The organism is Microbacterium sp. SD291 (assembly GCF_017355365.1).
Taxonomy (GTDB): domain Bacteria; phylum Actinomycetota; class Actinomycetes; order Actinomycetales; family Microbacteriaceae; genus Microbacterium.
This window is the reverse complement of sequence record NZ_JADIJR010000037.1, coordinates 1-23,679: the sequence shown is the minus strand read 5'-3', so window position 1 is coordinate 23,679 and position 23,679 is coordinate 1. Positions and strand designations below refer to the sequence as shown.

The 23,679-nt window shown below is 63.9% G+C and carries 25 protein-coding genes and 1 pseudogene; 10 read left to right on the top strand and 16 right to left on the bottom strand.

Going from position 1 to position 23,679, the window contains the following annotated elements; genetic code table 11:
• Nucleotides 1-554: 554 nt before the first annotated feature.
• The 14 genes and pseudogenes from IPV10_RS15155 to IPV10_RS15090 all read right to left on the bottom strand — a co-directional run bounded on the left by IPV10_RS15155 (nucleotide 555) and on the right by IPV10_RS15090 (nucleotide 13,902).
• Nucleotides 555-776: a hypothetical protein gene (locus IPV10_RS15155; protein ID WP_207485197.1), complete on the bottom strand. Its 222-nt coding sequence runs from the start codon at nucleotides 774-776 to the stop codon at nucleotides 555-557.
• Between the two features lie 273 nt (nucleotides 777-1,049).
• On the bottom strand, nucleotides 1,050-1,559 hold the full coding sequence (locus tag IPV10_RS15150; RefSeq protein WP_207485195.1) for a signal peptidase II: 510 nt from the start codon (nucleotides 1,557-1,559) through the stop codon (nucleotides 1,050-1,052).
• A 191-nt stretch (nucleotides 1,560-1,750) separates the two neighbouring features.
• Nucleotides 1,751-2,767, bottom strand: coding sequence for a c-type cytochrome biogenesis protein CcsB (gene ccsB / locus IPV10_RS15145; RefSeq protein ID WP_207485193.1), 1,017 nt, complete (start codon nucleotides 2,765-2,767; stop codon nucleotides 1,751-1,753).
• Nucleotides 2,760-4,352 (bottom strand): apolipoprotein N-acyltransferase, encoded by a 1,593-nt coding sequence (gene lnt / locus IPV10_RS15140; RefSeq protein WP_207485191.1) that lies wholly within the window; start codon nucleotides 4,350-4,352, stop codon nucleotides 2,760-2,762. The genes ccsB and lnt overlap by 8 nt, the downstream gene beginning before the upstream one ends.
• Entirely contained in the window at nucleotides 4,324-4,977 is a 654-nt protein-coding gene (locus IPV10_RS15135; protein WP_207485190.1) for a thioredoxin domain-containing protein, read from the bottom strand. The genes lnt and IPV10_RS15135 overlap by 29 nt, the downstream gene beginning before the upstream one ends.
• Nucleotides 4,977-6,551 carry a cytochrome c biogenesis protein ResB gene (locus IPV10_RS15130; RefSeq protein WP_242685039.1) on the bottom strand — a complete coding sequence of 525 codons (1,575 nt, stop codon included), beginning with the start codon at nucleotides 6,549-6,551 and terminating at the stop codon, nucleotides 4,977-4,979. Before IPV10_RS15130 ends, IPV10_RS15135 begins: the two co-directional genes overlap by 1 nt.
• 124 nt (nucleotides 6,552-6,675) lie before the next feature.
• Nucleotides 6,676-7,425 (bottom strand): cytochrome c biogenesis CcdA family protein, encoded by a 750-nt coding sequence (locus IPV10_RS15125; RefSeq protein WP_058631446.1) that lies wholly within the window; start codon nucleotides 7,423-7,425, stop codon nucleotides 6,676-6,678.
• Nucleotides 7,422-8,081 carry a TlpA disulfide reductase family protein gene (locus IPV10_RS15120; RefSeq protein WP_307861154.1) on the bottom strand — a complete coding sequence of 220 codons (660 nt, stop codon included), beginning with the start codon at nucleotides 8,079-8,081 and terminating at the stop codon, nucleotides 7,422-7,424. The genes IPV10_RS15125 and IPV10_RS15120 overlap by 4 nt, the downstream gene beginning before the upstream one ends.
• Nucleotides 8,082-8,786: 705 nt before the next feature.
• The gene (locus IPV10_RS15115) at nucleotides 8,787-9,320 is read right to left on the bottom strand and encodes a signal peptidase II (protein WP_242685038.1); all 534 of its coding nucleotides are present in this window, start codon (nucleotides 9,318-9,320) and stop codon (nucleotides 8,787-8,789) included.
• Complete coding sequence (locus tag IPV10_RS15110) at nucleotides 9,317-9,925, bottom strand: cadmium resistance transporter (RefSeq protein ID WP_207485186.1); 609 nt, start codon at nucleotides 9,923-9,925, stop codon at nucleotides 9,317-9,319. The genes IPV10_RS15115 and IPV10_RS15110 overlap by 4 nt, the downstream gene beginning before the upstream one ends.
• Complete coding sequence (locus IPV10_RS15105; RefSeq protein ID WP_207485185.1) at nucleotides 9,925-11,850, bottom strand: cation-translocating P-type ATPase; 1,926 nt, start codon at nucleotides 11,848-11,850, stop codon at nucleotides 9,925-9,927. Before IPV10_RS15105 ends, IPV10_RS15110 begins: the two co-directional genes overlap by 1 nt.
• A pseudogene (locus IPV10_RS15100) lies at nucleotides 11,847-12,208 on the bottom strand (ArsR/SmtB family transcription factor). The gene IPV10_RS15105 and the pseudogene IPV10_RS15100 overlap by 4 nt, the downstream one beginning before the upstream one ends.
• A 366-nt stretch (nucleotides 12,209-12,574) precedes the next feature.
• A complete protein-coding gene (locus tag IPV10_RS15095) occupies nucleotides 12,575-13,336 on the bottom strand; it encodes a cytochrome c biogenesis CcdA family protein (protein ID WP_061015474.1) in 762 nt (253 codons plus the stop codon).
• Nucleotides 13,333-13,902, bottom strand: coding sequence for a TlpA disulfide reductase family protein (locus IPV10_RS15090; protein ID WP_061015475.1), 570 nt, complete (start codon nucleotides 13,900-13,902; stop codon nucleotides 13,333-13,335). The genes IPV10_RS15095 and IPV10_RS15090 overlap by 4 nt, the downstream gene beginning before the upstream one ends.
• Before the next feature lie 488 nt (nucleotides 13,903-14,390).
• Between IPV10_RS15090 and IPV10_RS15085 the strand changes: the two genes are divergently transcribed.
• From IPV10_RS15085 to IPV10_RS15055, 7 genes are all read left to right on the top strand, one after another.
• On the top strand, nucleotides 14,391-14,672 hold the full coding sequence (locus IPV10_RS15085; RefSeq protein WP_207485183.1) for a metal-sensitive transcriptional regulator: 282 nt from the start codon (nucleotides 14,391-14,393) through the stop codon (nucleotides 14,670-14,672).
• A gap of 30 nt (nucleotides 14,673-14,702) precedes the next feature.
• Nucleotides 14,703-15,026 carry a heavy-metal-associated domain-containing protein gene (locus tag IPV10_RS15080; protein ID WP_136041019.1) on the top strand — a complete coding sequence of 108 codons (324 nt, stop codon included), beginning with the start codon at nucleotides 14,703-14,705 and terminating at the stop codon, nucleotides 15,024-15,026.
• 52 nt (nucleotides 15,027-15,078) lie between these two features.
• Nucleotides 15,079-17,229: a heavy metal translocating P-type ATPase gene (locus tag IPV10_RS15075; protein WP_374192238.1), complete on the top strand. Its 2,151-nt coding sequence runs from the start codon at nucleotides 15,079-15,081 to the stop codon at nucleotides 17,227-17,229.
• A gap of 56 nt (nucleotides 17,230-17,285) precedes the next feature.
• A complete protein-coding gene (locus IPV10_RS15070; protein WP_207485182.1) occupies nucleotides 17,286-17,717 on the top strand; it encodes a DUF6153 family protein in 432 nt (143 codons plus the stop codon).
• Between the two features lie 86 nt (nucleotides 17,718-17,803).
• Nucleotides 17,804-18,397, top strand: a complete 594-nt coding sequence (locus tag IPV10_RS15065; RefSeq protein ID WP_207485199.1) for a DUF305 domain-containing protein — start codon at nucleotides 17,804-17,806, stop codon at nucleotides 18,395-18,397.
• A gap of 143 nt (nucleotides 18,398-18,540) precedes the next feature.
• A complete protein-coding gene (locus IPV10_RS15060) occupies nucleotides 18,541-19,386 on the top strand; it encodes a F510_1955 family glycosylhydrolase (RefSeq protein ID WP_207485180.1) in 846 nt (281 codons plus the stop codon).
• 420 nt (nucleotides 19,387-19,806) lie between these two features.
• Nucleotides 19,807-20,070 carry a hypothetical protein gene (locus tag IPV10_RS15055; protein ID WP_082738454.1) on the top strand — a complete coding sequence of 88 codons (264 nt, stop codon included), beginning with the start codon at nucleotides 19,807-19,809 and terminating at the stop codon, nucleotides 20,068-20,070.
• 123 nt (nucleotides 20,071-20,193) lie between these two features.
• Here IPV10_RS15055 and IPV10_RS15050 read toward each other — a convergent pair whose 3' ends face one another.
• Both IPV10_RS15050 and IPV10_RS15045 read right to left on the bottom strand, forming a co-directional pair.
• Nucleotides 20,194-20,379, bottom strand: a complete 186-nt coding sequence (locus tag IPV10_RS15050; protein ID WP_207485179.1) for a hypothetical protein — start codon at nucleotides 20,377-20,379, stop codon at nucleotides 20,194-20,196.
• 175 nt (nucleotides 20,380-20,554) lie between these two features.
• Nucleotides 20,555-21,007, bottom strand: coding sequence for a signal peptidase II (locus tag IPV10_RS15045; RefSeq protein ID WP_231728840.1), 453 nt, complete (start codon nucleotides 21,005-21,007; stop codon nucleotides 20,555-20,557).
• Between the two features lie 258 nt (nucleotides 21,008-21,265).
• On the opposite strand from IPV10_RS15045, the gene IPV10_RS15040 reads away from it, so the two are divergent.
• From IPV10_RS15040 to IPV10_RS15030, 3 genes are all read left to right on the top strand, one after another.
• The gene (locus tag IPV10_RS15040; RefSeq protein ID WP_061018111.1) at nucleotides 21,266-21,625 is read left to right on the top strand and encodes a helix-turn-helix transcriptional regulator; all 360 of its coding nucleotides are present in this window, start codon (nucleotides 21,266-21,268) and stop codon (nucleotides 21,623-21,625) included.
• A complete protein-coding gene (locus tag IPV10_RS15035; protein WP_025103726.1) occupies nucleotides 21,622-22,227 on the top strand; it encodes a cadmium resistance transporter in 606 nt (201 codons plus the stop codon). The genes IPV10_RS15040 and IPV10_RS15035 overlap by 4 nt, the downstream gene beginning before the upstream one ends.
• Before the next feature lie 98 nt (nucleotides 22,228-22,325).
• Nucleotides 22,326-23,294, top strand: a complete 969-nt coding sequence (locus IPV10_RS15030; protein WP_231728841.1) for a permease — start codon at nucleotides 22,326-22,328, stop codon at nucleotides 23,292-23,294.
• The last annotated feature ends 385 nt before the right edge of the window (nucleotides 23,295-23,679 follow it).

Sequence of the window (23,679 nt, the reverse complement as noted above, 5' to 3'; positions counted from 1 at the left end):
GAAGATACCTATTCGACGGACGGCCTGACTCCTGAGGAGAGGTACTGCCCTATATCTCGGGTCCTGACAACTCAGGCCACCAACATCGGCGACCCCACCCACCCGCAGGATGACACCCACACCCACCCGCCAACCCACGCCACGCCGCACACGCGACAACATCCGTGAGAATCCGCCACCTTTCATGAGAACAGCGACAACTTTCGTGAGAAAGCGACAGGTTTCGTGAGAAACGACAACCTCTGTCCGATCTCACGGGAGTTGTCATGAGATGAGACACAGATCCCGCGAATTTCCGGGACAGCTGCAGCTGGCACATAGAGCGATTTGTCTCATGACACTTGTCAGATTTTCGACGACGGACATCTCCATCGGCCTCCTTTCGCCGGAAGCGCCGTGCGAATCAGCATGATCGGCCACTATTGTCCGATCTCACGAGGGTTGTCAGTTGTTGAGACACGCCATCCCCGAAAAGACGGGCGAGCGGGGCGCCACCGAAACTTGCCGGCCGTCTCACGGAACTTGTCGGTAATCGCGTTGCGCGCTCAACCTGCCTAAAATGTCACGCCGACCGTTTCGGCGCAACAGGTTCCGGCAGGGTGTTTCGGCAGGTGCGCGACCGGCGCGCCGTGCAGTCCGCCGGCAACCTCGTTGCGCCTGCCGGAAACGATCGTTTCCGGCGTGGTCGCCGCGTCAAAGAATTCATATCGGAGCGGATCGCCGACCGCGAGTGCCTCATCAACGCTGCCACTGCCGAGACTGAACATGAACACCACTCGTTGAGTGCTACCAACGATGTCTGCCTGATGTGAGCTAGCGGAGAACTCTCGTCTCGGCGTCGGAAAAGGCTCCCCCGATGACGGCGTCGGCAATGCGCCGGCAATCCGCTTCGTTTCTATAGCCTCGTCCCCCGTCGGTGGCGATGACGTGGCCCTGGGATGTGAGCTTCCAGGCCCACTTACCATCGGGCCGCTTGTAGATCAGGCGCACAGCCGCCATGTCTCCTCCTCACGTCGTGCCGTAAGCGTAGATGTCACGGAATGCACGTTTCACCTCGCTGAACCGAGGTTACTTCTCGTCGGCGGAAATCTCCGTTGCATGTTCACTAGACGGTTGCGGTTGCGGTTGCGGTTGCGGTTGCGGTTGCGGTTGCGGAGCATCTGGAGGATGCCGAGTCCGACACCGATTCCGAGGGCGATGTCGGCGATATTTCCGATGAAGAGGTTGCCATAGGCGAGGAAATCGGTGACGTGACCGCGGGCAAACCCGGGAGGGGCGAAGAGGCGGTCGATGAGGTTCCCGGCCGCTCCACCCCAAGCAAATCCGATGGCGACTGCCCACGTTGTGGATGTCGCCCGCCATGCGGCGTAGAACAACGCAATTACGGCTACGGTTCCGATCACAGTGAACACCCAGGTGCTGTTTGAGCCGAAAGACATAATGGTGCCGGGGTTGAAAGCGAGCTGCATGCCGAACAGATCACCGACTAGCGGAGTGCGCTCTTGCTCGCTCAGTTGCGCAAGCGCTAGGGCCTTCGTGCCCTGGTCGATGACAGCCATTGAGAGCGCAACCAGGCACGCGGTTATCAATCTCCGACTACGATCGCCCCTCAACGTGGGTCCCACACGTAGAAGTTATTGCGACGGTGGAGGGTGCCCGTACCCGCTTGCGACCGTGGAGGCCGGCCGGGATCTAGCAGTGCTATGAACACGGAGCGGTGCGTCCTTTGTTAGTAGAGCGGCGTTGATCGTCAGTTGAGGCCGGAGTATGCATGCAGGCCCTTGAAGAACACGTTCACGATCGTGAAGTTGAACAGCACTGCGGTGAAGCCGACGATCGACAACCATGCCGACGGGTTGCCCCGCCAGCCGCGGGTCGCCCGCGCGTGGATGTAGCCTGCGTACAGCACCCAGATCACGAACGTCCAAACTTCTTTGGTGTCGAATCCCCAGTATCGTCCCCAGGAATCGTTGGCCCAGATTGATCCGGCGACCAAGGTGAACGTCCAGAAGATGAACCCGACGATCGCGAACCTATAGGCGAGGGACTCCAGCGTTTCGGCGGTCGGGAGCGTGCGCAGATATCCCGCTCCGGCCGTTTTCGCCCCCTCGTCTTTCGCCGCGATCCGTCGCTCGCGTCGGGCCTGCATGAGTTGTGTGGCTGATAGTCCGCAGGAGATGGCGAAGAGGGCGGTGCCGAGGGAGGCGACGAAGACGTGGATGACGAGCCATACGCTCTTGAGTGGATCCATCAGAGGGGTTATCTCGACGTAGAAGGCAAGGGTCGCTCCCCCGAGCAGTAGCGCGACCATGCCGATGAGGAACGAGCCTAGGAAGCGTAGGTCGTACCGGCGGAGTACGACCATGTAGACCGCGACGACCAGCAGGGTACCGGTGAGGGCGAACTCGTACATGTTCGCCCACGGGACCCGGTCTGCGGCGATCCCTCGCCCTATGGTGCCAGCGAGGTGAAAGATAAACGCGAACCCGGTCAGGACAGTGCCGATGCGCGCCCAGAGCAGACGTTGCCGCTGGCCTGGCCGGGTGCGGACTTCGTTCAGTGTTGGGCGTTCGTCGTCGGTATCGTGCGCCGTTGCTTCGCCGTTGGCGGCCACGAGCGCGGGTACCCGTTGGACCTCATCGCGGCGCACTGAGCGTTGGGCAAGGTCGATTGCGTAGGCGACGAACGCGAGCAGATATACGGCAATTGCGGTCCACACCAACAGCAGAGCGATGCCGTCCATGGTCAGGGTTTCGGGTTCAGGCATCAGTTTCTCCTCGGACGGAACGGGGGCTGGAGTGGAAGTGCTGATGGCTGATTCCAGCCATCGCGAAACCGGTGATCGCACCAAGTGCGATCACCGTGGTGAGGGCACCGCCGAGTACAACGGCGGGAGTGAAGCCTTCGCGCAAAGGGACGCTGGTGATCGCCGCGGCCGTCTGATTAGCCTCGGCGCCGTCGATAGTCTGTCCGTCTGGGGCGATGACTTGGCTGGTCCCGACGGTGGAAATGTTGACCACGGCGCGTCCGGTTTCAATCGCACGCATCCGTGCGAAGGCGAGCTGTTGAAGGTTTTCGTCGGTGCCCCGAAAGTCGGCATTGTTGGTCTGAAAAATATAGACCTGAGCGCCCTGGCGGGCACCGTCCCAGATGACGGAGTCGTAGATGACGTCAAAGCAGATCGCGAGACCGACTTGCACGCCGTCAACTGTCACAAACGGAGGGTTCTGCCCGGCAGTGTATTCGCGTTGAATGAGGTCGATGAGATCCGGCACGATCCGCTCGTAGAGCCACCGGTCCGGGACGTACTCGCCGAAGGGGACAGGGTTGACCTTGTCGTGCAGCTGCGGGGCACGCTGCCCTTCCCACAGCATTGAGGTGTTGAACACGTCACCGTCGCGGGCGGTGGCGGCGTTGGCCAACAGCGGGGCGCCGGCACGGTCAACGAGATCGGTGAGGTGGAGCGCGGTGGCCGGGTTGGCGAGGGGGTCGCTGTCGACGGCACCCTCTGGCCACACCAGCAGATCCATGTCCTGCCCCAGCAGGGGCTCAGTCGCAGTTGTTTGCGCGGCAAGCAAGTCCCCGGGAGTGCGGTCATCGAAGTACCCGGAGGGCCCGTTGCCCTGCACCCATCCGATGTCCATCCAGCCAGCGTCCCCGGTCGGAAACTGCGGCGTGACCACTAAGAGGGCCATGATCGCTGCGCCAGGCAGGACGCCGCGTAGGCGTTGGAACCCACCGGCCCGCCACCACTGCACGAGGCTCGCGCATGCGGCGACGATGAGAAAGCTCAGCCCGGTCACCCCAACCCAGGACGCCGCTTCCGGGAGTAACCCGTTGGCTTGGGTCATCCCAATCCGCGCCCACGGAAACCCAGAGTAGGGCCACGATCCCATCACCAACTCCCGCACGCTCCACAGGCCGGCGATCAGCAACGGCACCCCGACAAGCCAAAGGGTGGCGTGACCACGTGCGCGGTCGGTCCACCGGTAAGCGAGGGCAAGCGGGATCGCCCCGACCCCGAACAGCACGGTTTCGAGGCCGGCCAACGCCACCCAGGGGATAGGACCAAGGTACGTGCCCACCCACACCAAGTGGGTGAAGTAGAAAGCGGCACCGAAAGCCGCACCGACCACGAACGCGCCACCGATGCTACGCCCGATCATCACCCACAATGCGAGAGCAATACTTACAAACGCGAGCGGCCACCACCCTACCTCTGGGAAGGACAGGTCCAAGAGTCCACCGGCGACCGCAGCGACAAGCAGCGCCGCCGGAAGGCGCACTCCCCGCCGGAAGGCGGGGAGTGCGCCCACAGGCGGGTCAGTCAGCGAGAGCGCGGTCGAGAGCATCGGTGAGATCGGTCAGCTGGTTGAGTTCGAGTCGCTCGCCGTCAAGGAAGAACGTTGGAGTGCCCTGTACGCCCATCTGCTGCCCTTCGACGAAGTCTTCCTCGACTCGACCCCGGGTGGCGGGATCTGCAACGGCCTCGTCGTACAGGTCCATGTCCAAGCCGAGGTCCTCGGCGAAGCTGCGGAACAGATCCGCAGCAGGGACTCGCTGCTCCCCCCACTCAGTCTGCGTTTCGAACATCCGGTGGTACATCTCCTCCACCCGGTCCTGTTGCGCGGCCGCTTCCACCGCGAGGGCGGCGTTCATAGAGTTGTAGTGACTAGGGATTGGGTAGTACCGGAAGACATAGTTGATCTGACCGTCGTACTGGTTTCGGATGTCTTCGACGTACGGGTAGAACGCCCCGCAGGCCTCGCATTCGAAGTCGAGAAACTCCACCAGTGTCGGGGCATCGGGTCCAGCGCTGTCCAACACGTGGGAGTTGGCGCGGGCACCAGTAAGTGCGGCGGCATTGTCGTCTGTGGACGCTTTTGGACGGGTGGCGATCGTGTAGATAATCGCGCCGGTGACAAGCGCGATCACGGTAGCGATTGTGATGAGGGTGACTTTCAGGGAGGACTTCATCATGGCTTCCTTCGGCGGGGCATCTGTGGGCTTGAGTCTCCGCGGCGGGCCATGTGGTTGTCGCGGAGGTGGGCTATTTCGTCCGGAAGCTGCGGGTCCTCTCCTCGCGCGAGGCCGGCGAATTCCAGGTGCAGGGAGGGTGCACCCGGGGAGCTGACGACGGATGCCTTGACGAACACCCGCCGTCGGGGAACGAGAAGGCCGATGATTAGGCCCAGGGTGGCGAGGGTGGCGAAGGCGAGCACCCATGTTCCACCCGTGTCACGTTTGATATCCAACGACGCGAACCTCTTCACTGCTGCCAGCGGATCCGAGCCGTCGGACGCATCCTCGAAGGTGACAGTTCCCCACCCGTTGGGAAGGTCTGCGGTCTGCCCGGGCGTGAGCTCGATCGACTCCGTGCCGCTATCGCCGCCCGTGAGTTGGGTCATGTCGGTGGTGTCGAGGGTGTACACCGACCGGGGTACGCCGTCGTCGATGCCGAGGCTGCCGGAGAACACGTTAAACGTGACGACCGGATTCAGCAGGTCGGGGTACACCGAGGTGAACGCCCCGGAGTCAAGAACACCTTGGGTTGGGTAGAAGAACCCGACGAGCCCGATCTGTTCGGCAAGCCCATCCGGCACCTTAATGACGCCGAGCGAGGTCATCATGGAGTCTTGCGGGAGGAAGGGCTGCGACTCGCTGTACACGATCGTCCCCTCAGGATCTCTGACGGTGATGGTGGGTGCGTAGCCATTTCCAAGCAGGTAAACCCGTTCACTGCCGACAGTGATGGGGTGGTTCACGCGCACCTTCTCCGTGCCCTCTGTCCCGGCGCGGGCATCACGGATAGTGAGGTTGGCGGCGAAGTCGCCTGCTTGGCCGGCCCCGGCGGACCCCAAGGGCACGTAGTTGACCTCGAAGCTGTCGAGGGTCAGCGAATATGGGTCCAGCTGTGTACCGTTCACGAACCTGCCGGGGCTGAACGAGGAGTAGTCGTTGAGGGTGTTGACGAAGGTGGTCCCCTCAACGATGACCCTTTGCCCGGTGTAGGAAAACCCACTGGAGGCGAGCACAGCGACCAGCACCCCAACGAGAGATGCGTGAAAGAGAAGGTTGCCGGTTTCTCGAAGGTACCCGCGTTCGGCCGACACCGACCACGAGCGGGCGGTGTCATACCGCTGAACACGGTATCCGCGTCGACGCAGATCTGTTGTCGCGGCGGTGATCGCCGCGTCCGCGTCCGCGCCTATGTCCTCAGCTTTCGGCGGGACGTCAACGTGGAGGTGGGTGCCCAACCGACTGAGCCGTGCCGGGGTGCGTGGTGGACGGGAGCGGAGCGCCTTCCAATGGTGTCGGGTGCGGGGAATGATGCAGCCGATCAAGGAGATGAAAAGCAACAGGTAGATACCTGAGAACCAGGCAGAGTTGTACAGATCGAACACCTGGATGCCGTCGAGGAAAGACGCCAGGTCCGGGTTGTCCCGGAAGTATTGGACGACCCCGTTGGGGTCCGCAGTGCGCTGAGGGAAAATAGACCCGGGAACTGATGCGATGGCCAACAGGAGCAGCAGCAGGATGGCGGTGCGCATGCTGGTCAGCTGCCGCCACCCCCACCGCAGCCACCCGACGGCTCCCAGCGTCGGGGACGTGACGGTGTCCGGCTCTTCCTGATCGATGTGATCGGCGGGTCGAGAGGGGTCGGCAGGAAGCTGGTCAGAGAGGGAGCGTGACACTGAGCATCACCCCCTGCAGAACTGACATCAACATGCCCCAGATGCCCGTGACCATCAGCACACCCAGCGCGATCAGCATGCTGCCGCCAATGATGTTGACTACCCGGATATGACGGCGGAGGAAAGCAACCGATCGGGTGGCCCAGCCCAGTCCGAGCGCGAGCAGGAAAAACGGAATGCCCAGGCCGAGTGAGTACGCCAGCCCCAGCAGCGCAGCACGGCCGGGGTCCCCGAGATTCCACGACACCGACATAATCGCCGCTAGCGTCGGTCCGATGCAGGGCGTCCACCCGATCCCGAGCGCTATTCCCAGCAGCGGCGCGCTGAGCAGGCCCAGGTTGCCGCGGAAACGGGGTCGGAGGGTGCGTTGCGTGCGGGGGAATGCCCCGATGAAGACCAGACCCAGAACGACGACGACCACTCCGAGCACCCGAGTGAGGATGTTGGCGTACTCGAGGAAAAACATCCCCGCGACCCCACCGAGCACCGTAACGGTCATGAACACGAGTGTGAACCCTGCCACAAACAATGCCACCCCACCGAACAGTCGTCCACGGCCAGAAGCGGGAGTCCGTGTCGGCGAGCTGGAGAGGGAAGACCCGAGATAGCCGAAGTAGCCAGGCACCAACGGAAGCACACACGGAGAGACGAAGGAGATCAGCCCCGCCAGCATGGCGATGAGAACAGCCACCCACAGCGCACCGTCGAAAATGAGCCCCTCGGCATTCATTCGCTTTCCGCCAGCGCGTCTGCGACCAGGGTGGACAGGATAGACGCGGCCGGTAGCTGACCGATGATACGCGCGGCGACCCTACCCTCACGGTCCATAACAAGAGTCGTCGGCGTCGCCTGTATGGGGGTGACTGCCGCAAACGCGAGCTTCGTCTTGCCGTCGACGATGTCGATCACGCTGCGGTACGTGATCCCGTAGTCCTCCGTGAAGGACAACGCGGTGGCAGGCTGGTCGTAGATATTCACCCCGATGAAACCCACCCCCTTGGTCTGATAGCTCTGCCACACCTCCTCCAGCAGCGGCGCCTCGACCCGGCACGGCCCGCACGCCGCATACCAGAAGTTCACGACGTAGACCTCGCCAGCGAATTCGCCGCTACTGATCGGGTTGCCGCGCTCGTCGACGCCGGCAAATACCACCGTCTCGCCGCGCTCGTCCGCAGGTATCTCGACGACGCGCTCGTCGACGCTGGTGGAACCGGTGCCGTTGTTCACCGCATCAGCAAGGTCACTTTGGGACGTGCAGCCCGTGACAGTAAGCACGGTGGCGACGGCGACCATCGCGGCGACGGCACGAAACGTGTGTTCAAATTTTCGCTGGGGATCAGATGGTGTGGCGCGGGTGGTGGAAGCCACCCCGAACGGGTTGGTCACGACTACTCCAAATTGGGAACTCAGTAAACGCGCGCTTGATAGCGCGAGAGTCCGCGTGCTTCACGGATGAGAGGGAGTTGATCGTGATTCAGGTTCGGGAAACGCGCAGTTGCGTGAGTGTGAGTATCGGTGACTGGGACGGCTGGCGCGCGACTGTCTCTCGCATCCTCCGCGTCACACGTCCAGTGCTGCATGTGCGAGACGGTGCTCGCCAGGCAAAGATGACGAGCGCCAGCACGCACGCCACTCCCAAAAGACATAGGGCGGCACCAAGGTCTTCAGCCTCGCCAGCATGACCGTCTGCCATCACGCCGGGCACGACACCCAAGTCGTTCGTGGCGATCAGCTCCGCGATAGGCGCTACCTGCAGGTCCTCGGTCCCCGCGTGCGTCGCCACCCACGATCCGACCAGGAGCGTCAATGCTAGCCCCAGGCCGATCAGCAGCCTCGCCACTAGCCCACTCGTGCGCGCAGCGGTAGCGCGTTCAGTGAGGGCAGGGCGGATCATTGGACGGTCCTACGTTCGAAGGGAATCAGGGTAGTCGACGATTAGACACTACCAGCTGTACAGTCAGCGCCTACTGGTGGTTGCTGTAGCGAGGCTCGGAGCGGTCTGCGGCGTTAACAGCCCGATGGCCGCGCCCACGGCGGTTGCGCCGATGTAGAGAGCGAGTTGATGGGTGTCCCATCACCGCAGAACGGATCTCACTCGGTGCTCTCATCGCCGGCGCGGATCATGAAAACTGCTCCGGTGATCGCTGCGGCGAAGATCACGATGTCGGCGATGTTGCCGATGAACCAGTTTCCGTAGGCGAGGAAGTCTACGACGTGACCCCGGGCGAATCCGGGGTCGCGGAAAAGGCGGTCGCCTGCGTGTGAGGCGGCAGCGCCGCCGAGCGTGCCGATGACGATCGCCCATCCCACGCGTTGCACTCGGAACGCGCACACGATCGCTGTGACCGTGGCGGCGACAGCGAGCAGGGCGAACACCCAGGTGAAGCCTTCCCCGAAGGAGAATGCCGCTCCGGGGTTATAGGCGAGCTGCAAACCCAGCAGGTCACCGATCAGCGGGATGCGCTCACGCTCGGTGAGGGTCGCTTCGGCCCACGCCTTGGTTCCCTGATCAATCAGCACGACGACCACGGCGATCAGGAGCGCTCCACCAGTGAGCTGCCGCCGCCGCGTCGACGACAGCTTGCGCGCAGCGGCCGGGTGAGCCTCTGTCTGGGAGGAGGTCATGCGAGGACCTCGATCAGACGGACGATGACCCCGGATTCGATCAGGATGAACAGGCCCAGGCCGATGAACACGGCCGGTACGAGCCAGTGCTCGACGCGCTCCAGCCCCTCGGTAACAGCCTTGTTGGTGCCGATCAGCCGGCCGGCCGCGCACCAGACCGCGACGAGGATCAGGAACACAACGATCATGATCGCGACGTCGCTGGGGGCGCTGGTGCGGAAGATCGGCGTGTAGAGGGAGATGTTGTCGGCCCCGTTGGCGATCGTGATCCCTGCGACGCCCCATAGTCCGACCGCGGTGATCTTGGAGTCGTCATCATCGTCATCGCCGTTACGGCGCAGGCCGCGAATGAGCGTCCAGATGCCGATGCCGAGCGGGATCAGACCCAGGAAACCGACCCATTCGTCCGGAACGATGGTGAGACCGAGAGCGGCGATCACGCTGATCACGACGAGGGTGATGAACCCGAGATACTGGCCCGCGACGATCTGCCACGGCCGGGGCTTCCCTCGACTGGAAGCCAGGAACAGCACGGTGAGCACGACAATGTCGTCGATGTTGGTTGCCGCGAACAGGCCGATCGCTGAACCGATAGTTGCGAGCATCAGCTTTCCAGTCGTGGCGTGCGGGTGCGTGCGGCACGCAGACCGTTGAGGATCACAATGACCTCCGCGACCTCGTGGACCAGGACGACGGCCGCGAGCCCCAGGACGCCGAAGAGCGCGAGCGGGAGCAGTGCAGTGATGATCAGCAGCGACAGGATTATGTTCTGGTTGATGATCCGTCGACCGCGGCGGGCGTGATCGAACGCTCGCGGGATGAGGCGCAGATCATGGCCGGTGAAGGCCACGTCGGCGGATTCGATTGCCGCGTCGGAGCCGGTGGCGCCCATCGCGATACCGATGTCTGCGCCAGCGAGGGCCGGTGCGTCGTTGATTCCGTCGCCGATCATCGCGACCGGCCCCGCCTTTGACAGCTCGCCGATCGCGGTTGCCTTATCCTCGGGACGCAGTTCCGCGCGCACGTCGCTGATCCCGGCCTGCGCGGCCAGTGCACGAGCGGTGCGGGCGTTGTCTCCGGTGAGCATCGTCACGCCGACGCCTTGGTTGGTGAGCGTCCGGACTACCTCGGGGACTTCAGGGCGCAGTTCGTCGCGGACGCCGATCGCGGCGACGGGGGTTCCGTCGCGGTGGACGATCACGACGGTCATGCCCTGCTCCTCCAACTCCGCGACCTGCTTCCCGAGGTCGCCCGCGTCCAGCCAGCGAGGACTGCCGACGGTGATTCTCGATCCGCCGACAGTGCCGTCGATGCCGTGCCCGGCCTGCTCGGTCACATCTGCAGCTGCCGGTGTGCCCGGGGCCGCGGCGGTGATCGCAGAGGCAAGGGGATGCGTGCTGTGCTGCTCCAGTGCGGCCGCCCAGGCCAGCGCCTGTGTCTCGGTCACGCCGTTCGCAGTGAGCACCGCGGTGACCGCAGGTTCGTTGCGGGTGAGGGTGCCGGTCTTGTCGACCGCGACGTGGCGGACCGTGCCGAAGCGCTCGAAGACGGCGCCGGACTTGATGATCACGCCGAACTTGCTTGCTGCGCCGATCGCGGCGACGACCGTCAGCGGCACCGAGATCGCCAGCGCACACGGAGAAGCGGCGACCAGCACGACAAGCGCGCGGGTGATCCACACCTCTGGATGGCCCAGCAGCGACCCGATGATCGCGACGAGCGCTGCGAGGATCAGAACGCCGGGTACGAGCGGGCGGGCGATCCTGTCCGCGAGACGTGCACGCTCGCCCTTCTCGGTCTGCGCCTTCTCGACCAGCTCCACGATCGTGGTGAGCGAGTTGTCGGTGCCCGCAGCGGTCGTTTCGACCTCCAGCGCGCCGGCGCTGTTGATCGCACCGGCCGACACCGCATCGCCGGGCTCGACCTCGACGGGGATCGACTCCCCGGTGATCGCCGAGGTGTCCAGGCTGGAGCGGCCAGAACGGACGATCCCGTCGGTTGCGATCCGCTCGCCGGGACGGACCACCATGACCTGGCCGACCGTCAGCTCTCTCGCGGGCACCTGCGCAGAGACGCCGTTCTGCAGCACGGTCGCTGTCTCCGGCACGAGCTTCAGCAGCGCCCTCAGCCCGCCCCGGGCACGGTCCATCGCCTTGTCCTCGAGCGCCTCAGCAATCGAGTACAAGAACGCCAGAGCTGCAGCCTCCTCCACGTAGCCGAGGATGACCGCGCCGATCGCGCTGATCGTCATCAGCAGCCCGATACCGAGCTTGCCCTTGAACAGTTTCCGGATCGCGCCGGGCGTGAACGTCGACGCACCGAGGAGCAGACCGGCCCAGAACAACACCAGCGCCGGGGTCTCGAGGCCGGACCATTCAAGGATCAGACCGGCCAGGAATGCGACACCGGAGAAGACCGGCACCATGATCCCACGGTCCCTCCACCAGGGCCGCACCACCTCTTCGGTCTCATCCTCCGCCGCAGTGGCAGGCTGGGCAGGCTCGTGCTCGCAGCCACACGCCGCGCTCACGCGTCCGCCCCCGTCCCACAGCAGCCAGCCACCGTGCACGCAGAGTCCACGCACGGCGCGTGCTCATCGACCGCCAGCGTCACGTCCACGAGCGCGACGAGCGCAGCCGTAAGATGCGGGTCGGCGATCTCGTAACGAGTCTGGCGACCCTCCGGCTCGGCAACGACAATCCCGCAGTCACGCAGGCAGGTGAGATGGTTCGACACGTTCGAACGCGTCAGCTCCAGCTCACGAGAGAGCACAGCCGGGTAGCTCGGTCCACCGAGCAGAGACATTAGGATTCGGGAACGCGCGTGGGATCGGCCATGGCCCGGCCGAGCCGGTTCATGACATCGAGGCGTGAGGAAATAGTCAGCACACACTGAACTATACAGTGATTGATGACCTATTGGAACGGCTTCACCCCAGGCGCGACATCTCTGGGGCCTGGGTGTAAGTACATCCGGCTCACACCCCACCGAATACGCCTACCGAAACCCGCTTACGGCGCACGTTTCTGGCATTCGATCTGGTGTGCCTTCACTCACCGCGCCGCAAACGATCGTTTACGGCGGGAACGCTGACATGGCCATCCACAGGGCAGCGGTTCCTAGAGTGTCTTCCCGAGCGTGTGGATTGGGCGGTGAAGGCCGACCTGCAACGTCCTCGGCGTTAGAACGACAGTGAGCGGTTAACGAGCCCGGCGGCGGCTCTAGTCGTTGCGCGCGACATCCCGCTCCAGGTCTCAGAGTGGGAGGATGACGCTGCCCATCACCGCCGTCAGTCGCGACATGATGTCGGTCCACAGCCCGGTCACCATCAGGATGCCGAGGGCGATCAGCAGTATGCCGCCGCAGACGTTCACCACCCGGATGTGACGACGGAGAAACTCGACCGTCTTCGCCGCCCAACCGAACCCGAGTGCGACCAGAAGGAACGGGATGCCGAGGCCAAGCGAATACGCGAGGCCAAGGAAGCCGGCCCGGACAGGGTCGCCGGCGTTGAATGAAAGCGCGATGATCGCGGCCAATGTAGGTCCCATGCATGGCGCCCAGCCGATACCGAGTGCCACTCCGAGTAGCGGCGCCCCTACGATCCCGGCCCGTGAGCTGACGTGGAAGCGGACCTCCCTCTGGGCGAAACTGAATAACCCGAGGAAGACGAGCCCCATGAGGACGACGACGAGCCCGAGGATGCGTGTGACCAGGTCTCCCCAGTGTAGGAAGAACACGCCAGCCGTTCCGCCCAGCGCAGTGATGAGAACGAAGACGACGCTGAAGCCGAGGATGAACAGCAGCACGCCGAACACGAGTCGTCGGCGCTCAGGTGCGGCTGCGTTTGTCGCGTCACCTTTCGAGCTCGGTGAGACTGTCCCGCCGAGAAAGCCGAGGTAGCCGGGGACCAGCGGGAGCACGCAGGGCGACAGGAACGACACGAGACCGGCGAGCATCGCGATGGGGACTGCGAGCCAGAGCGCGCCGGACCCGATGATGGTGTCGGCGTTCATGGTGTCTCCGCCAGAGCGTCCTTGACGAGTGTCGAGAGGATCGAGGTGCCGTCGATGGGTCCGATGATGCGGGCGGCGACACGGCCCTGTTTGTCGAGCACGAGAGTCGTCGGTGTCGCCTGGATCGGCACGACTTCGGAGAAAGCGAGTTTCGCCTCGGCCGTGTTCACGTCGATCAGGCTCGGGTAGGTGATGCCGAACTCTTCAGAGAATGCTTGGGCAGTGTCGGCCTGGTCGCGGGTATTGATGCCGATGAAAGCTACATCCTCGCCGCCGTATTCTTGCCAAACGCTCTCGAGATCCTTCGCCTCGACGCGGCACGGCGCGCACCCGGCATACCAGAAATTGACCACCGTGACCTTGCCAGAGTTGTCGGCGCTGTCGAAATCATCGCCAGTTTCAGTTACGCCGCTGAAGACCACGGGTTCGCTCCGCTCGGCCACCGGGATCTCGGCGATTGAGCCGTTGGCGGCCACATAGCCGGTGTTCTCGCCCCGTAGGAAGGAATCGCTGACCGGATCCGGCGCACATCCGATTAGGCCGATCGCGAACACCGCAGCGAGCATGACCCCGACCGCACCACGAGCTTTACGAAAGCGAGGGTCTCGACGCACATTTCGCACCCTATACACATCACCTATGCGTCCGCCGAACCAGGCCACCGCCCGCGACTCGCTTGCCGCTTCCGATGTTCTCCAGGGCACGTCGTGACGGACTCTGGCAGCCTGAGGGCAGTAGCGCCAAAGTAGGCTGATGAGTCACCGCCGGCTACGGCCGTCACGATGTTGGCCAGGTAGCTGAACAGTTCGCGGGGCATCGCGTTAGAGCAGCAAGGTCACGCCGACGCACTCCATGAAGGTCCGCGGGTTTCACGCACTCGCTGTCGGGTTTCACTTCGTAGTGCAGGTGGCAGCCGTACGACCTGCCCTCGTTGCCAACCGTGATCGCCACCCCACGTCATCCGTGATGCACCAGTTACCCGAGGCAATGGGGCGTAGCGGGACTGCCTTCGCTGTTCCTTGAGTTATATACCCCTAGGGGGTATTCTGAGGGTGTGAACGGCTATGACGATAACAAAGCGGATCTGCGCAAGCGCTTAAGCCGTGTCGAAGGTCAGGTACGAGGTATTGCAGGGATGGTCGATGAGGACAAGTACTGCATCGACATCCTTACGCAGGTTTCTGCGGCGACGAAGGCCCTCGAAACGGTGGCGTTGTCGCTGCTGAGTGACCATCTGAGTCACTGTGTCGCGGAAGCCAGTGCGGAGGGCGGCGCGGTCGCGGCCGAGAAGGTGCGCGAGGCCAACGAAGCGATTGCCCGCCTGGTTCGTTCATGACCACACGTCTGTCTAATTGAAGGAGACATCATGACTGATCGCATCGAGCTCGGGCTGAAGGATGCAAACGCTGGTTGCGCATGCTGCGCTGCGCCATCGAGCGCGGAGACATCCGCACCTAGTGATGCTGCGGTGACAGCCGAGGTGCTGGTCGACGGTATGACGTGCTCACATTGCGTGTCGAGCGTCAGCGAAGAACTGAGCGCTGTCGACGGCGTCGAGTCTGTCACTGTGGATCTCAACTCGGGTGGCACCTCCCGGGTGACCATCCGCAGCACCGCACCGGTCGATCCCGCTGCTGTGAAGGCCGCGGTGGAGGAGGCCGGCTACGCCCTCCCGACCAGCGACGTCTGAGCCGCACCCGACGCGACCGGTCACCCGCGCGCATCCGAGCAAGGAGTCCCCGATGAGCCAGCACGACGAACGCACCGATCATACCGCGCACCACAATCACACGCCGGCGGCCACGACGGAGCACGACCACGCGAGCGAGGCCGCGACGGAACACGACCACACGGCGATGAGCCAGGACCACGCTGCACCGCACGACGGCACCGGGCACGAGGGGCACGCCGGGCATGGTGGCCACGGGGATCACGTGGGGCAGTTCCGCCGGCTGTTCTGGATCATGCTGCTCCTCGCGGTGCCGGTGGTCGGGTTCTCGATGATGTTCTCGATGATCCTGGGGTACCCGTTGCCGGGTGCGGCGTGGGTCGCGTGGGTGTCGCCGACTCTCGGAACGGTGATGTATGTATGGGGCGGGGCCCCATTCCTGACCGGCGCGGTCAGCGAACTCCGTGCACGCAAACCGGGGATGATGCTGCTGATCGCCCTTGCGATCACCGTGGCGTTCCTCGCGTCGTGGGGTGCGAGCCTGGGCGTGCTGCACCACGAGCTGGACTTCTGGTGGGAGCTGGCGCTGCTGATCGTGATCATGCTGCTCGGCCACTGGATCGAGATGCGATCCCTCGCACAGACGACCTCCGCGCTGGACTCCCTCGCCGCACTCCTCCCGGACGAGGCAGAAAAGATCGACGGAGACACCACCGTCACCGTCGCACCGTCCGATCTGCAAGTGGGGGATGTGGTCGTGGTGCGCCCAGGCGGGCGGGTTCCCGCTGACGGCCGGATCGTGCAGGGCTCGGCCAGCATGGACGAGTCGATGATCACCGGAGAATCCCGACCCGTTCGCCGCAGCGAAGGCGGCCTAGTCATCGCCGGCACCGTCGCCACCGACTCCGGGGTCCGGGTGGAAATCACCGCGATCGGCGACGACACCGCACTCGCGGGTATCCAGAAGCTCGTGACGGAGGCGCAGAGTTCCTCGTCGCGGGCGCAACGACTCGCGGATAAGGCGGCGGGTTGGCTGTTCTGGTTCGCGCTCGGCGCTGCCGCGATCACCGCGATCGTCTGGACTCTCGTCGGCCAGCCCGACGCGGCGGTGATTCGCACCATCACGGTGTTGGTGATCGCCTGCCCGCACGCTCTGGGTCTTGCGATTCCGCTTGTCGTGTCGATCGCGACGGAACGCGCCGCCCGAGGGGGCGTGCTGATCAAGGATCGCCTCGCACTGGAAAGCATGCGCACCGTCGACACGGTCCTGTTCGACAAGACCGGCACGCTCACCAAGGGCACCCCCGCCGTGACCGCGATCGATCCCGTCACAGGCGCCGACGCCGATCAGCTGCTGGCGTGGGCCGCGGCCGCGGAAGCCGACTCCGAGCACCCCCTCGCCCGTGCGATCGTCAACGCGGCGAAAGAGAAAAACCTCACCGTTCCGCGCTCGACCGACTTCGAATCCTCCCCCGCCGTTGGGGTACGTGCCCGTGTCGACGAACGTGTCGTGCAGGTCGGTGGCCCGTACATGCTCGAGCAAGAACACGCCGCCGAGCTGCCGGTTGCCGACGAGTGGCGCGGTGAGGGTGCGATCATCCTCCACGTGCTCGTCGACGGCCAGGTCACGGGCGCGCTGCGCCTCGCGGACGAGATCCGCTCCGAGTCGCGTCACGCGGTCGATGCGCTTCACGAGCGCGGCGTGCAGGTGGTCATGATCACCGGTGACGCCGACGCGGTCGCCGCGTCCGTCGCCGGCGAGCTGGGTATAGACCGGTACTTCGCCGGGGTCCGTCCGGAGGACAAAGCCTCCAAGGTGAAAGAACTGCAAAACGAAGGCCGCAAGGTCGCGATGGTCGGTGACGGCGTGAACGACGCCCCCGCTCTCGCCCAGGCAGACGTAGGGATTGCGATCGGTGCAGGAACGGACGTTGCGATCGCCTCCGCAGGTGTCATCCTCGCCAGCGACGACCCCCGATCGGTGATCTCCGTGATTGAGCTGTCGCGGGCCAGTTACCGGAAGATGAAACAGAACCTCTGGTGGGCCGCCGGGTACAACCTTCTCTCGGTGCCGTTGGCTGCCGGTGTGCTCGCCCCCGTCGGGTTCGTGTTGCCGATGTCGGTCGGTGCGGTGTTGATGTCACTGTCCACGATCGTTGTCGCGCTGAATGCGCAGTTGCTGCGACGGCTGAACCTCAGCCCGGACGCCGTCGTCGACAAGTAGGCGCATGGGCGGCGGCGACGTACCCTGGAAGAAAGGGAGGTGGGACAGTGTTGATGATGATCGCACGGCGCGTGCATGACCAGCGCACCCTCACCCGCACCCTCCTGACCGTCGTCGCCGTCGCCTTTTCCGTGATCTTCGGGCTTCTGGCGATGCACTCGATGAACACGCACACCATGCCCTCCGGGCACAGTGAGACCATCGCCGTCGCACCCGCGCATGCCGATGCTCACCCCGCACACGCCTCTGGCGACGCCGCAGCGGTGGACGAGGCGGGGTGCGCCACGTGTTCTGACGATCACGGCATGGCGTGGATGGCCTGCGTTCTCGCGCTCCTCATCGCTGTCGTGCTGCTCGCCCGGCCGTCCGCCTGGTGGCGAGCCGTGGCACATTCCCCGGGAACGCCCGTGTCCCGCCTACATCTCCGGGATGCGCTGCATCCGCTGCGGCCTCCGTCTCTCACCGTTCTCTGCATCAGTCGCACGTGATGGCAGGCGCGCCCGCTTTCCGCGGGTAACGCCCTCGCCCAGCCTCTCTCGCTGGGCACCATCATCGACTCTTGGAGAACCCCATCATGAAGACCCGGTTTGCGGCGACTGCCGCACTCACCCTCGCCGCAGTGCTTGGACTCGCCGGCTGCGCCGGTACCACCTCCGGCGGCGACATGCCCGGCATGAACCACGAAAGCAGCACCTCGGCCCCGGCGTCCGCGGACGCCAACGACGCCGACATCATGTTCGCCAGCATGATGAAAGAGCACCACGCCCAGGCCATCGACATGTCCGACATGCTCCTTAGCAAGGAGGGTGTCGACGAACGTGTCGTCGCTCTTGCGGAAGAGATCAAGGCCGCGCAGGAGCCCGAGATCCAGAAGATGGACCAGTGGCTCGAAGAGTGGGGCGCTGATACCTCCGACATGGAGGGAATGGATCACGGCGGTGGCATGATGTCGGAGGATGACATGCAGGCTCTCGAGGATGCCACCGGCGCGGACGCCAGCCGCCTGTTCCTCGAGCAGATGATCCAGCACCACGAGGGTGCCGTCGAGATGGCCCAAGAAGAGGTCGACAACGGCCAGAACAGCGACGCGGTCGCTCTGGCCGAGACGATCATCGAGGCGCAGACCACGGAGATCGCCACGATGGAAGACCTCCTCGACACGCTCTGATCCACCTTCGGGGGTGCGGCGCTCGCCCGCACCCCCGAACTGGCCTTCTCGCAGTAACCCACGCCACCGCGCTGGCGCCATGTCGCGACTCTCATTCGCGTACCGGCCGCGCACCCGCATGCACTTCTTCACGTCGGAGTCTCATGAACCGCCACTCGCCCTTACCCGCTTTCGCGATCGCTCTCGTAGCCGTCGCTCTCACCGGCTGCGCCGCGCCGCAGGCCTCCGGCGCCAACGCGGTGCCCCCCGTTATCCAACACATTCACGGTGTTGCCGCTGACCCCCGCGGTGAGGACCTCTTCGTAGCCACCCACGGAGGACTCTTCACCCTCACGCCCGAAGGTGCGATCGCCGGTCCCATTGGAGGCCACGACTTCGATGCGATGGGCTTTACCGTCCTCGACGACGCCCTCTTCGCATCCGGACACCCGGGCACACAGACATCCGCACAGCTCGGCTCCCCGAACCTAGGTGTCATTCGTAGTGACGACTTCGGCGAGTCGTGGTCACCGATCGCGCTCACTGGCAGCACGGACTTCCATGTCCTCACCGCCGGACCGGACGGCACTCTCTACGGGATCGCCTCCGATGGCGTCGATCTGCTCATCAGCACTGACGACGGTCTCGAATGGACCCGCGGCGCAACGCTTGCCGCGGCAGACCTCGCCGCCACCGGCGACGGTCTCTACGCGGCCACAGAAGAAGGACTACTCCTCAGCACCGACAACGGCGCCACCTTCACCCCCATCGCCGACGCCCCACTGCTCTACACACTCGACGCCAAACCCAATGGCTCGCTCGCAGGAGTCGGAACCGACGGTGCCCTCTGGTCACAGAACACCGAAGGAACATGGCAACGCCTCGACGCGCTTCAAGGGGCCGCTCAGGCCTTCACCGCTATCGATGACAAACGCTTCATCGTTGTCGACGACCGCGGCATCGTCCAGATCACAGCCGACGACACGACCATCCTCGCCCCCGCCCGGTAGAGAACGCCACCACCAGAACGGCCACCCATGGTCCCCCGCCGCAGTCCTTTCCGACGCATATCCGTCTTCATCGCGTGCGCCACAGTCCTCGCCCTGCTTCTCGCCCTTGCGAGCTTCTACCTCATCGGAGCCATATTCAGATGACCCGCCACCTGCACCCAGCTCGGCACCGTCCACGAGCACACGTTCCCACGCGCACCAGCCACATGTCCCCACAGCGGCGTCACGATCGCCTCGTACGTGTCGGGGCCTTCCTTCTCCTGGCCGCCGTCGCACTGATCGCAGCTCATCTCCTCATCGACACAACCGTTCCACACCAATGGTCACTCTGGGCATACACGCTCGGAAGCTACGAAACAGCGTTCATCCTCGCGATCGTCGGACTGGCGCTCGTGCTGCGTGAACCCCCGGGAGGCGCGGATGAATCTCAATGACTACTGGACCAACGCCTTTTGGTCCGTCATCCCCACGATCGCCGTCGTCGCAGCATTCTGGTTCGTCCTGCGGTCCATCATCAGAGCCGACCGCAACGAACGAAAAGCACACGCCAAGATCGAGCAACAACTCCGCGCGGAACGAAACCAACCACGCCAACTCGCATCGACGGACGACGAGCGAGCGCAGCAAGACAAGCTACCTGAACGCCGGAAACGTCTGCCGAAAGCAGATACCGGCGAACGTTAACGGCGGGCGCACGATGACGTGCGACGCGAACCCGCCAGAACGATCGTTTACGGCGATTCTCGGACATGCTGCAGTTCGCGCACGCCCCGTTGAGTGCCACCGAGGATGCCTGCCTGATGTGAGCTAGTTGAGAACTCTCTTCTTAGCGTCGGCAAAGGCTCCCCCGATGACGGCGTCGGCGATGCGCCGGCAATCTGCTTCGTTTCTATAGCCTCGTCCCCCGTCGGTGGCGATGACGTGGCCCTGGGATGTGAGCTTCCATGCCCATTTACCGTCGGTCCGCTTGTAGATCAGGCGCTCAGCCGCCATGTCTCCTCCTCACGTCGCTTGACATTTGAACCCTCTCGCGTCCGCCCACTAGATAAGACGTCTCATTCTTTGGTCTCATCACCGCCGCGGATCATAAGGAGCGCTCCGGTGATTGCAGCGGGGAAGATCCTCACAGGACCCAGCTCGAGCAGTGTGCCGCGAGGTTTCGGCGAGGTCAAGCGGCAGCGGACTGTCCACGGGGAAGCTCAGGACGGGGATTCAGGATGATCTGAATGAGCCCCAGGCCGACGCCGATGCCGATGGAGATATCCGCGATGTTGCCAATGAAGAGGTTGCCGTAGGCGAGGAAATCGGTCACGTGACCGACACCGAACGCGGGCGGGGCAAGGAGGCGATCGATGAGGTTCCCCACTGCTCCGCCCCAGACGAATCCGATAGCGATCGCCCACGCGATCGACTTGGATCGCCAAGCAGCGTAGAGCAGCGCGATCGTCGCTGCGGTTCCGATCACGGTGAACACCCACGTGCTCCCCGACCCGAGCGACATGACTGTGCCGGGATTGAATGCAAGTTGGAGGCCCAGCAGGTCACCGACTAGGGGAATGCGCTCGTTCTCGCTGAGCTGGGCCAGGGCTAGAGCCTTCGAACCCTGGTCGATCACGGTCATACTGAACGCGATCACGAGCGCAACAACCAGCCTCCGACCTCGATCCCGCCTCACCATGTGCCACTCATCCGGCGAAGACGGTGTGCGGCTGCGCGGTGGCCGGGCCCGGATAACGAAGAAGTGTGCATGATGGAGGTTCCTTGACGTCGAGCGCTGCACTAGCGGGTAGACCCAGGTAGTCGAGACGCTTCGGATCGCGCCTTGTCGGATGATCTGGCGCGGTATCCGATCATACATCCAAGCGTGTATATTCATTGAGTGCTGACTATTACTACTCGCTTGGACGTGATGAATCGCCTCGGCCGCGCTATGGCCGACTCGACGCGATCACGCATTCTCATGTCACTGCTTGACGGCCCGATCTATCCGGCGGCGCTCGCCCGCGAGCTGGGCCTGAGCCCATCGAACGTCTCCAACCATCTCACGTGCCTCCGTGACTGCGGCATCGTCGTGGCAGAGCCCGAGGGGCGGCGCACTCGATACGAGGTCGCAGATCCTCGGTTGACCACGGCGCTGACCGCTCTACTGGATACGACCCTGGCCGTGGATCACGAGGCCGAGTGCATCGACCCCACGTGCACAGTTGCGGACTGCTGCACGATGGAGGTCAGCGCATGATCTTCCTCTCCATCCTGCAAGCAGTTGGTCTGTTCCTGGTAACGAACATCGACGACATCATCGTGCTCTCTCTGTTCTTCGCCCGAGGTGCGGGCCAACGAGGTACAACGACCCGGATTCTGCTCGGGCAGTATTTGGGGTTCGCTGGCATCCTCGGCGCCGCCGTACTCGTTGCTCTCGGCGCAGGAGCGTTCCTCCCTCCTGAAGTCATTCCCTACTTCGGCCTCATCCCCCTGGGTTTGGGTCTCTGGGCGGCATGGCAGGCGTGGCGCAATCGCGACGACGACGATGACGACGAGGGCAAGATCGAAGGAAAAAAGGTCGCGGTCTGGGCTGTGGCCGGGGTCACCTTCGCCAACGGCGGTGACAACATCGGCGTCTACGTTCCCGTGTTCCTCAGCGTGGGTCCCGCCGCGGTCGTCGCGTACTGCGTGGTGTTCCTGGCCCTCGTTGCCGTCCTGGTCGTTGTCGCAAAGTTCATCGCTACTCGTCGACCAATCGCGGAGATCCTGGAACGTTGGGAACACGTGCTGTTCCCGCTCGTCCTGATCGGTCTGGGCATCTTCATCCTGGTTAGCGGTGGCGCATTCGGGCTGCGATGAGCCGAGCACAGATGACACGGTCAACTGAGCCAGAACAGGTGACCACCAGGGCGAGCAGCGGGACACCTCCTGCTGCTCGCTCGCGTGCTGCGTGGGCGATGGTCGGTGTCGGCGTGTGCGTGATTGCGTCACTATTCCTGATCGAAGTTTTCGCGCCGACGTTCTTCCCGGTCTCCCTCCCGACCCGCGCGCAGGACGGCCTCACACTCGCTGTCAGCGTCCTCATTGAGTCGATGCCATTCGTCACCCTCGGCGTGGTCTTGTCGATCATCGTGCAGGTGTGGATTCCCGCCGGAGTGCTCGAACGCTGGATGCCGCGACGAGCATGGCCGCGTCGGATGGTGCTCTCGCTCCTGGGCATGTTCGTCCCCGTCTGCGAATGCGGCAACGTGCCGTTTGCTCGGGGACTGCTGATGCGCGGCTTCACTGTCCCTGATGCGCTCACATTCTTGATCGCAGCCCCGATCGTCAACCCGATCGTCATTCTCACGACCCACCAAGCCTTCGGATTCGATGACGGCATCCTGATTGCGCGCCTTCTCGGCGGCTACGCCATCGCCAACCTCATCGGCTGGCTGTACAGCCGTCACCCCGATCCGGGAACTCTCCTCACTGACCAGTTCCGTGATACATGCGACAGGGCCGCCCACGAGTCAGGCAGCCGTGGCCGCGGTCGGCGTAGCCTCACCCAGTTCGTCGTCGAGTTCCGCGCAGTCATGCCCGCACTCGTGATTGGCTGCGCACTAGCCGGTGCTATCCAGGTGCTAATCCCCCGTGAGGTTCTCCTGTCTGTCGGATCCAATCCGGTTATGTCGATCGTGGCAATGATCTTGATCGCGATGGTCGTATCGATCTGTTCGAACGTGGATGCGTTCTTTGCCCTGTCGTTCGCGTCATTCTTCTCCGCAGGATCAGTCGTCGCCCTCCTCCTCGTCGGCCCCCTCGTCGACGTCAAAATGCTCGCTCTCCTGCGCACCACGTTTAGCACCCGGACTCTCGCGGGCATCGTGGCAGTCGTGCTCCTCGCAGCCTTCACGATCGGGCTGGGACTCAACGTATGGGCGTAGCGGCGATGACGGGTTCCGAGCCGATGGAACGCCATTCGAGCCCTCGAGGCTCCGAGTGGATAATGCCCGTTGGGGGACAAGCCAGAAACGCCCGCCGAAAGCAGGTACCGGCGAGCACTAGCGGCAGGCGTCTAAGGACGTGGGATCCGAGCTCGCCGGAAACGATCGTTTTCGGCAGGGAGGTGCCGCCGCCGCGCTCCGACAGCCTTCCTGAGACTCCGCCACTTTCGTGAGACGCTCCGACAGCTTTCGTGAGACTCCGACAACTTTGTGAGATCGGACAAGAAACTGTCCGATCTCACGGGAGTTGTCATGAGATGAGACACAGATCCCGCGAATTTCCGGGACAGCTGCAGCTGGCACATAGAGCGATTTGTCTCATGAC

Coding starts and splice junctions, on each gene's coding strand:
- IPV10_RS15150 (WP_207485195.1), bottom strand. CDS start 1,559: ATGGCTGTCATCGACCAGGGCACGAAGGCCCTAGCGCTTGCGCAACTG.
- ccsB (WP_207485193.1), bottom strand. CDS start 2,767: ATGCCTGAACCCGAAACCCTGACCATGGACGGCATCGCTCTGCTGTTG.
- lnt (WP_207485191.1), bottom strand. CDS start 4,352: ATGCTCTCGACCGCGCTCTCGCTGACTGACCCGCCTGTGGGCGCACTC.
- IPV10_RS15135 (WP_207485190.1), bottom strand. CDS start 4,977: ATGAAGTCCTCCCTGAAAGTCACCCTCATCACAATCGCTACCGTGATC.
- IPV10_RS15130 (WP_242685039.1), bottom strand. CDS start 6,551: ATGCGCACCGCCATCCTGCTGCTGCTCCTGTTGGCCATCGCATCAGTT.
- IPV10_RS15125 (WP_058631446.1), bottom strand. CDS start 7,425: ATGAATGCCGAGGGGCTCATTTTCGACGGTGCGCTGTGGGTGGCTGTT.
- IPV10_RS15115 (WP_242685038.1), bottom strand. CDS start 9,320: ATGACCTCCTCCCAGACAGAGGCTCACCCGGCCGCTGCGCGCAAGCTG.
- IPV10_RS15110 (WP_207485186.1), bottom strand. CDS start 9,925: ATGCTCGCAACTATCGGTTCAGCGATCGGCCTGTTCGCGGCAACCAAC.
- IPV10_RS15095 (WP_061015474.1), bottom strand. CDS start 13,336: ATGAACGCCGACACCATCATCGGGTCCGGCGCGCTCTGGCTCGCAGTC.
- IPV10_RS15090 (WP_061015475.1), bottom strand. CDS start 13,902: ATGCTCGCTGCGGTGTTCGCGATCGGCCTAATCGGATGTGCGCCGGAT.
- IPV10_RS15080 (WP_136041019.1), top strand. CDS start 14,703: ATGACTGATCGCATCGAGCTCGGGCTGAAGGATGCAAACGCTGGTTGC.
- IPV10_RS15075 (WP_374192238.1), top strand. CDS start 15,079: ATGAGCCAGCACGACGAACGCACCGATCATACCGCGCACCACAATCAC.
- IPV10_RS15070 (WP_207485182.1), top strand. CDS start 17,286: ATGATCGCACGGCGCGTGCATGACCAGCGCACCCTCACCCGCACCCTC.
- IPV10_RS15065 (WP_207485199.1), top strand. CDS start 17,804: ATGAAGACCCGGTTTGCGGCGACTGCCGCACTCACCCTCGCCGCAGTG.
- IPV10_RS15060 (WP_207485180.1), top strand. CDS start 18,541: ATGAACCGCCACTCGCCCTTACCCGCTTTCGCGATCGCTCTCGTAGCC.
- IPV10_RS15055 (WP_082738454.1), top strand. CDS start 19,807: ATGAATCTCAATGACTACTGGACCAACGCCTTTTGGTCCGTCATCCCC.
- IPV10_RS15050 (WP_207485179.1), bottom strand. CDS start 20,379: ATGGCGGCTGAGCGCCTGATCTACAAGCGGACCGACGGTAAATGGGCA.
- IPV10_RS15045 (WP_231728840.1), bottom strand. CDS start 21,007: ATGACCGTGATCGACCAGGGTTCGAAGGCTCTAGCCCTGGCCCAGCTC.
- IPV10_RS15035 (WP_025103726.1), top strand. CDS start 21,622: ATGATCTTCCTCTCCATCCTGCAAGCAGTTGGTCTGTTCCTGGTAACG.
- IPV10_RS15030 (WP_231728841.1), top strand. CDS start 22,326: ATGGTCGGTGTCGGCGTGTGCGTGATTGCGTCACTATTCCTGATCGAA.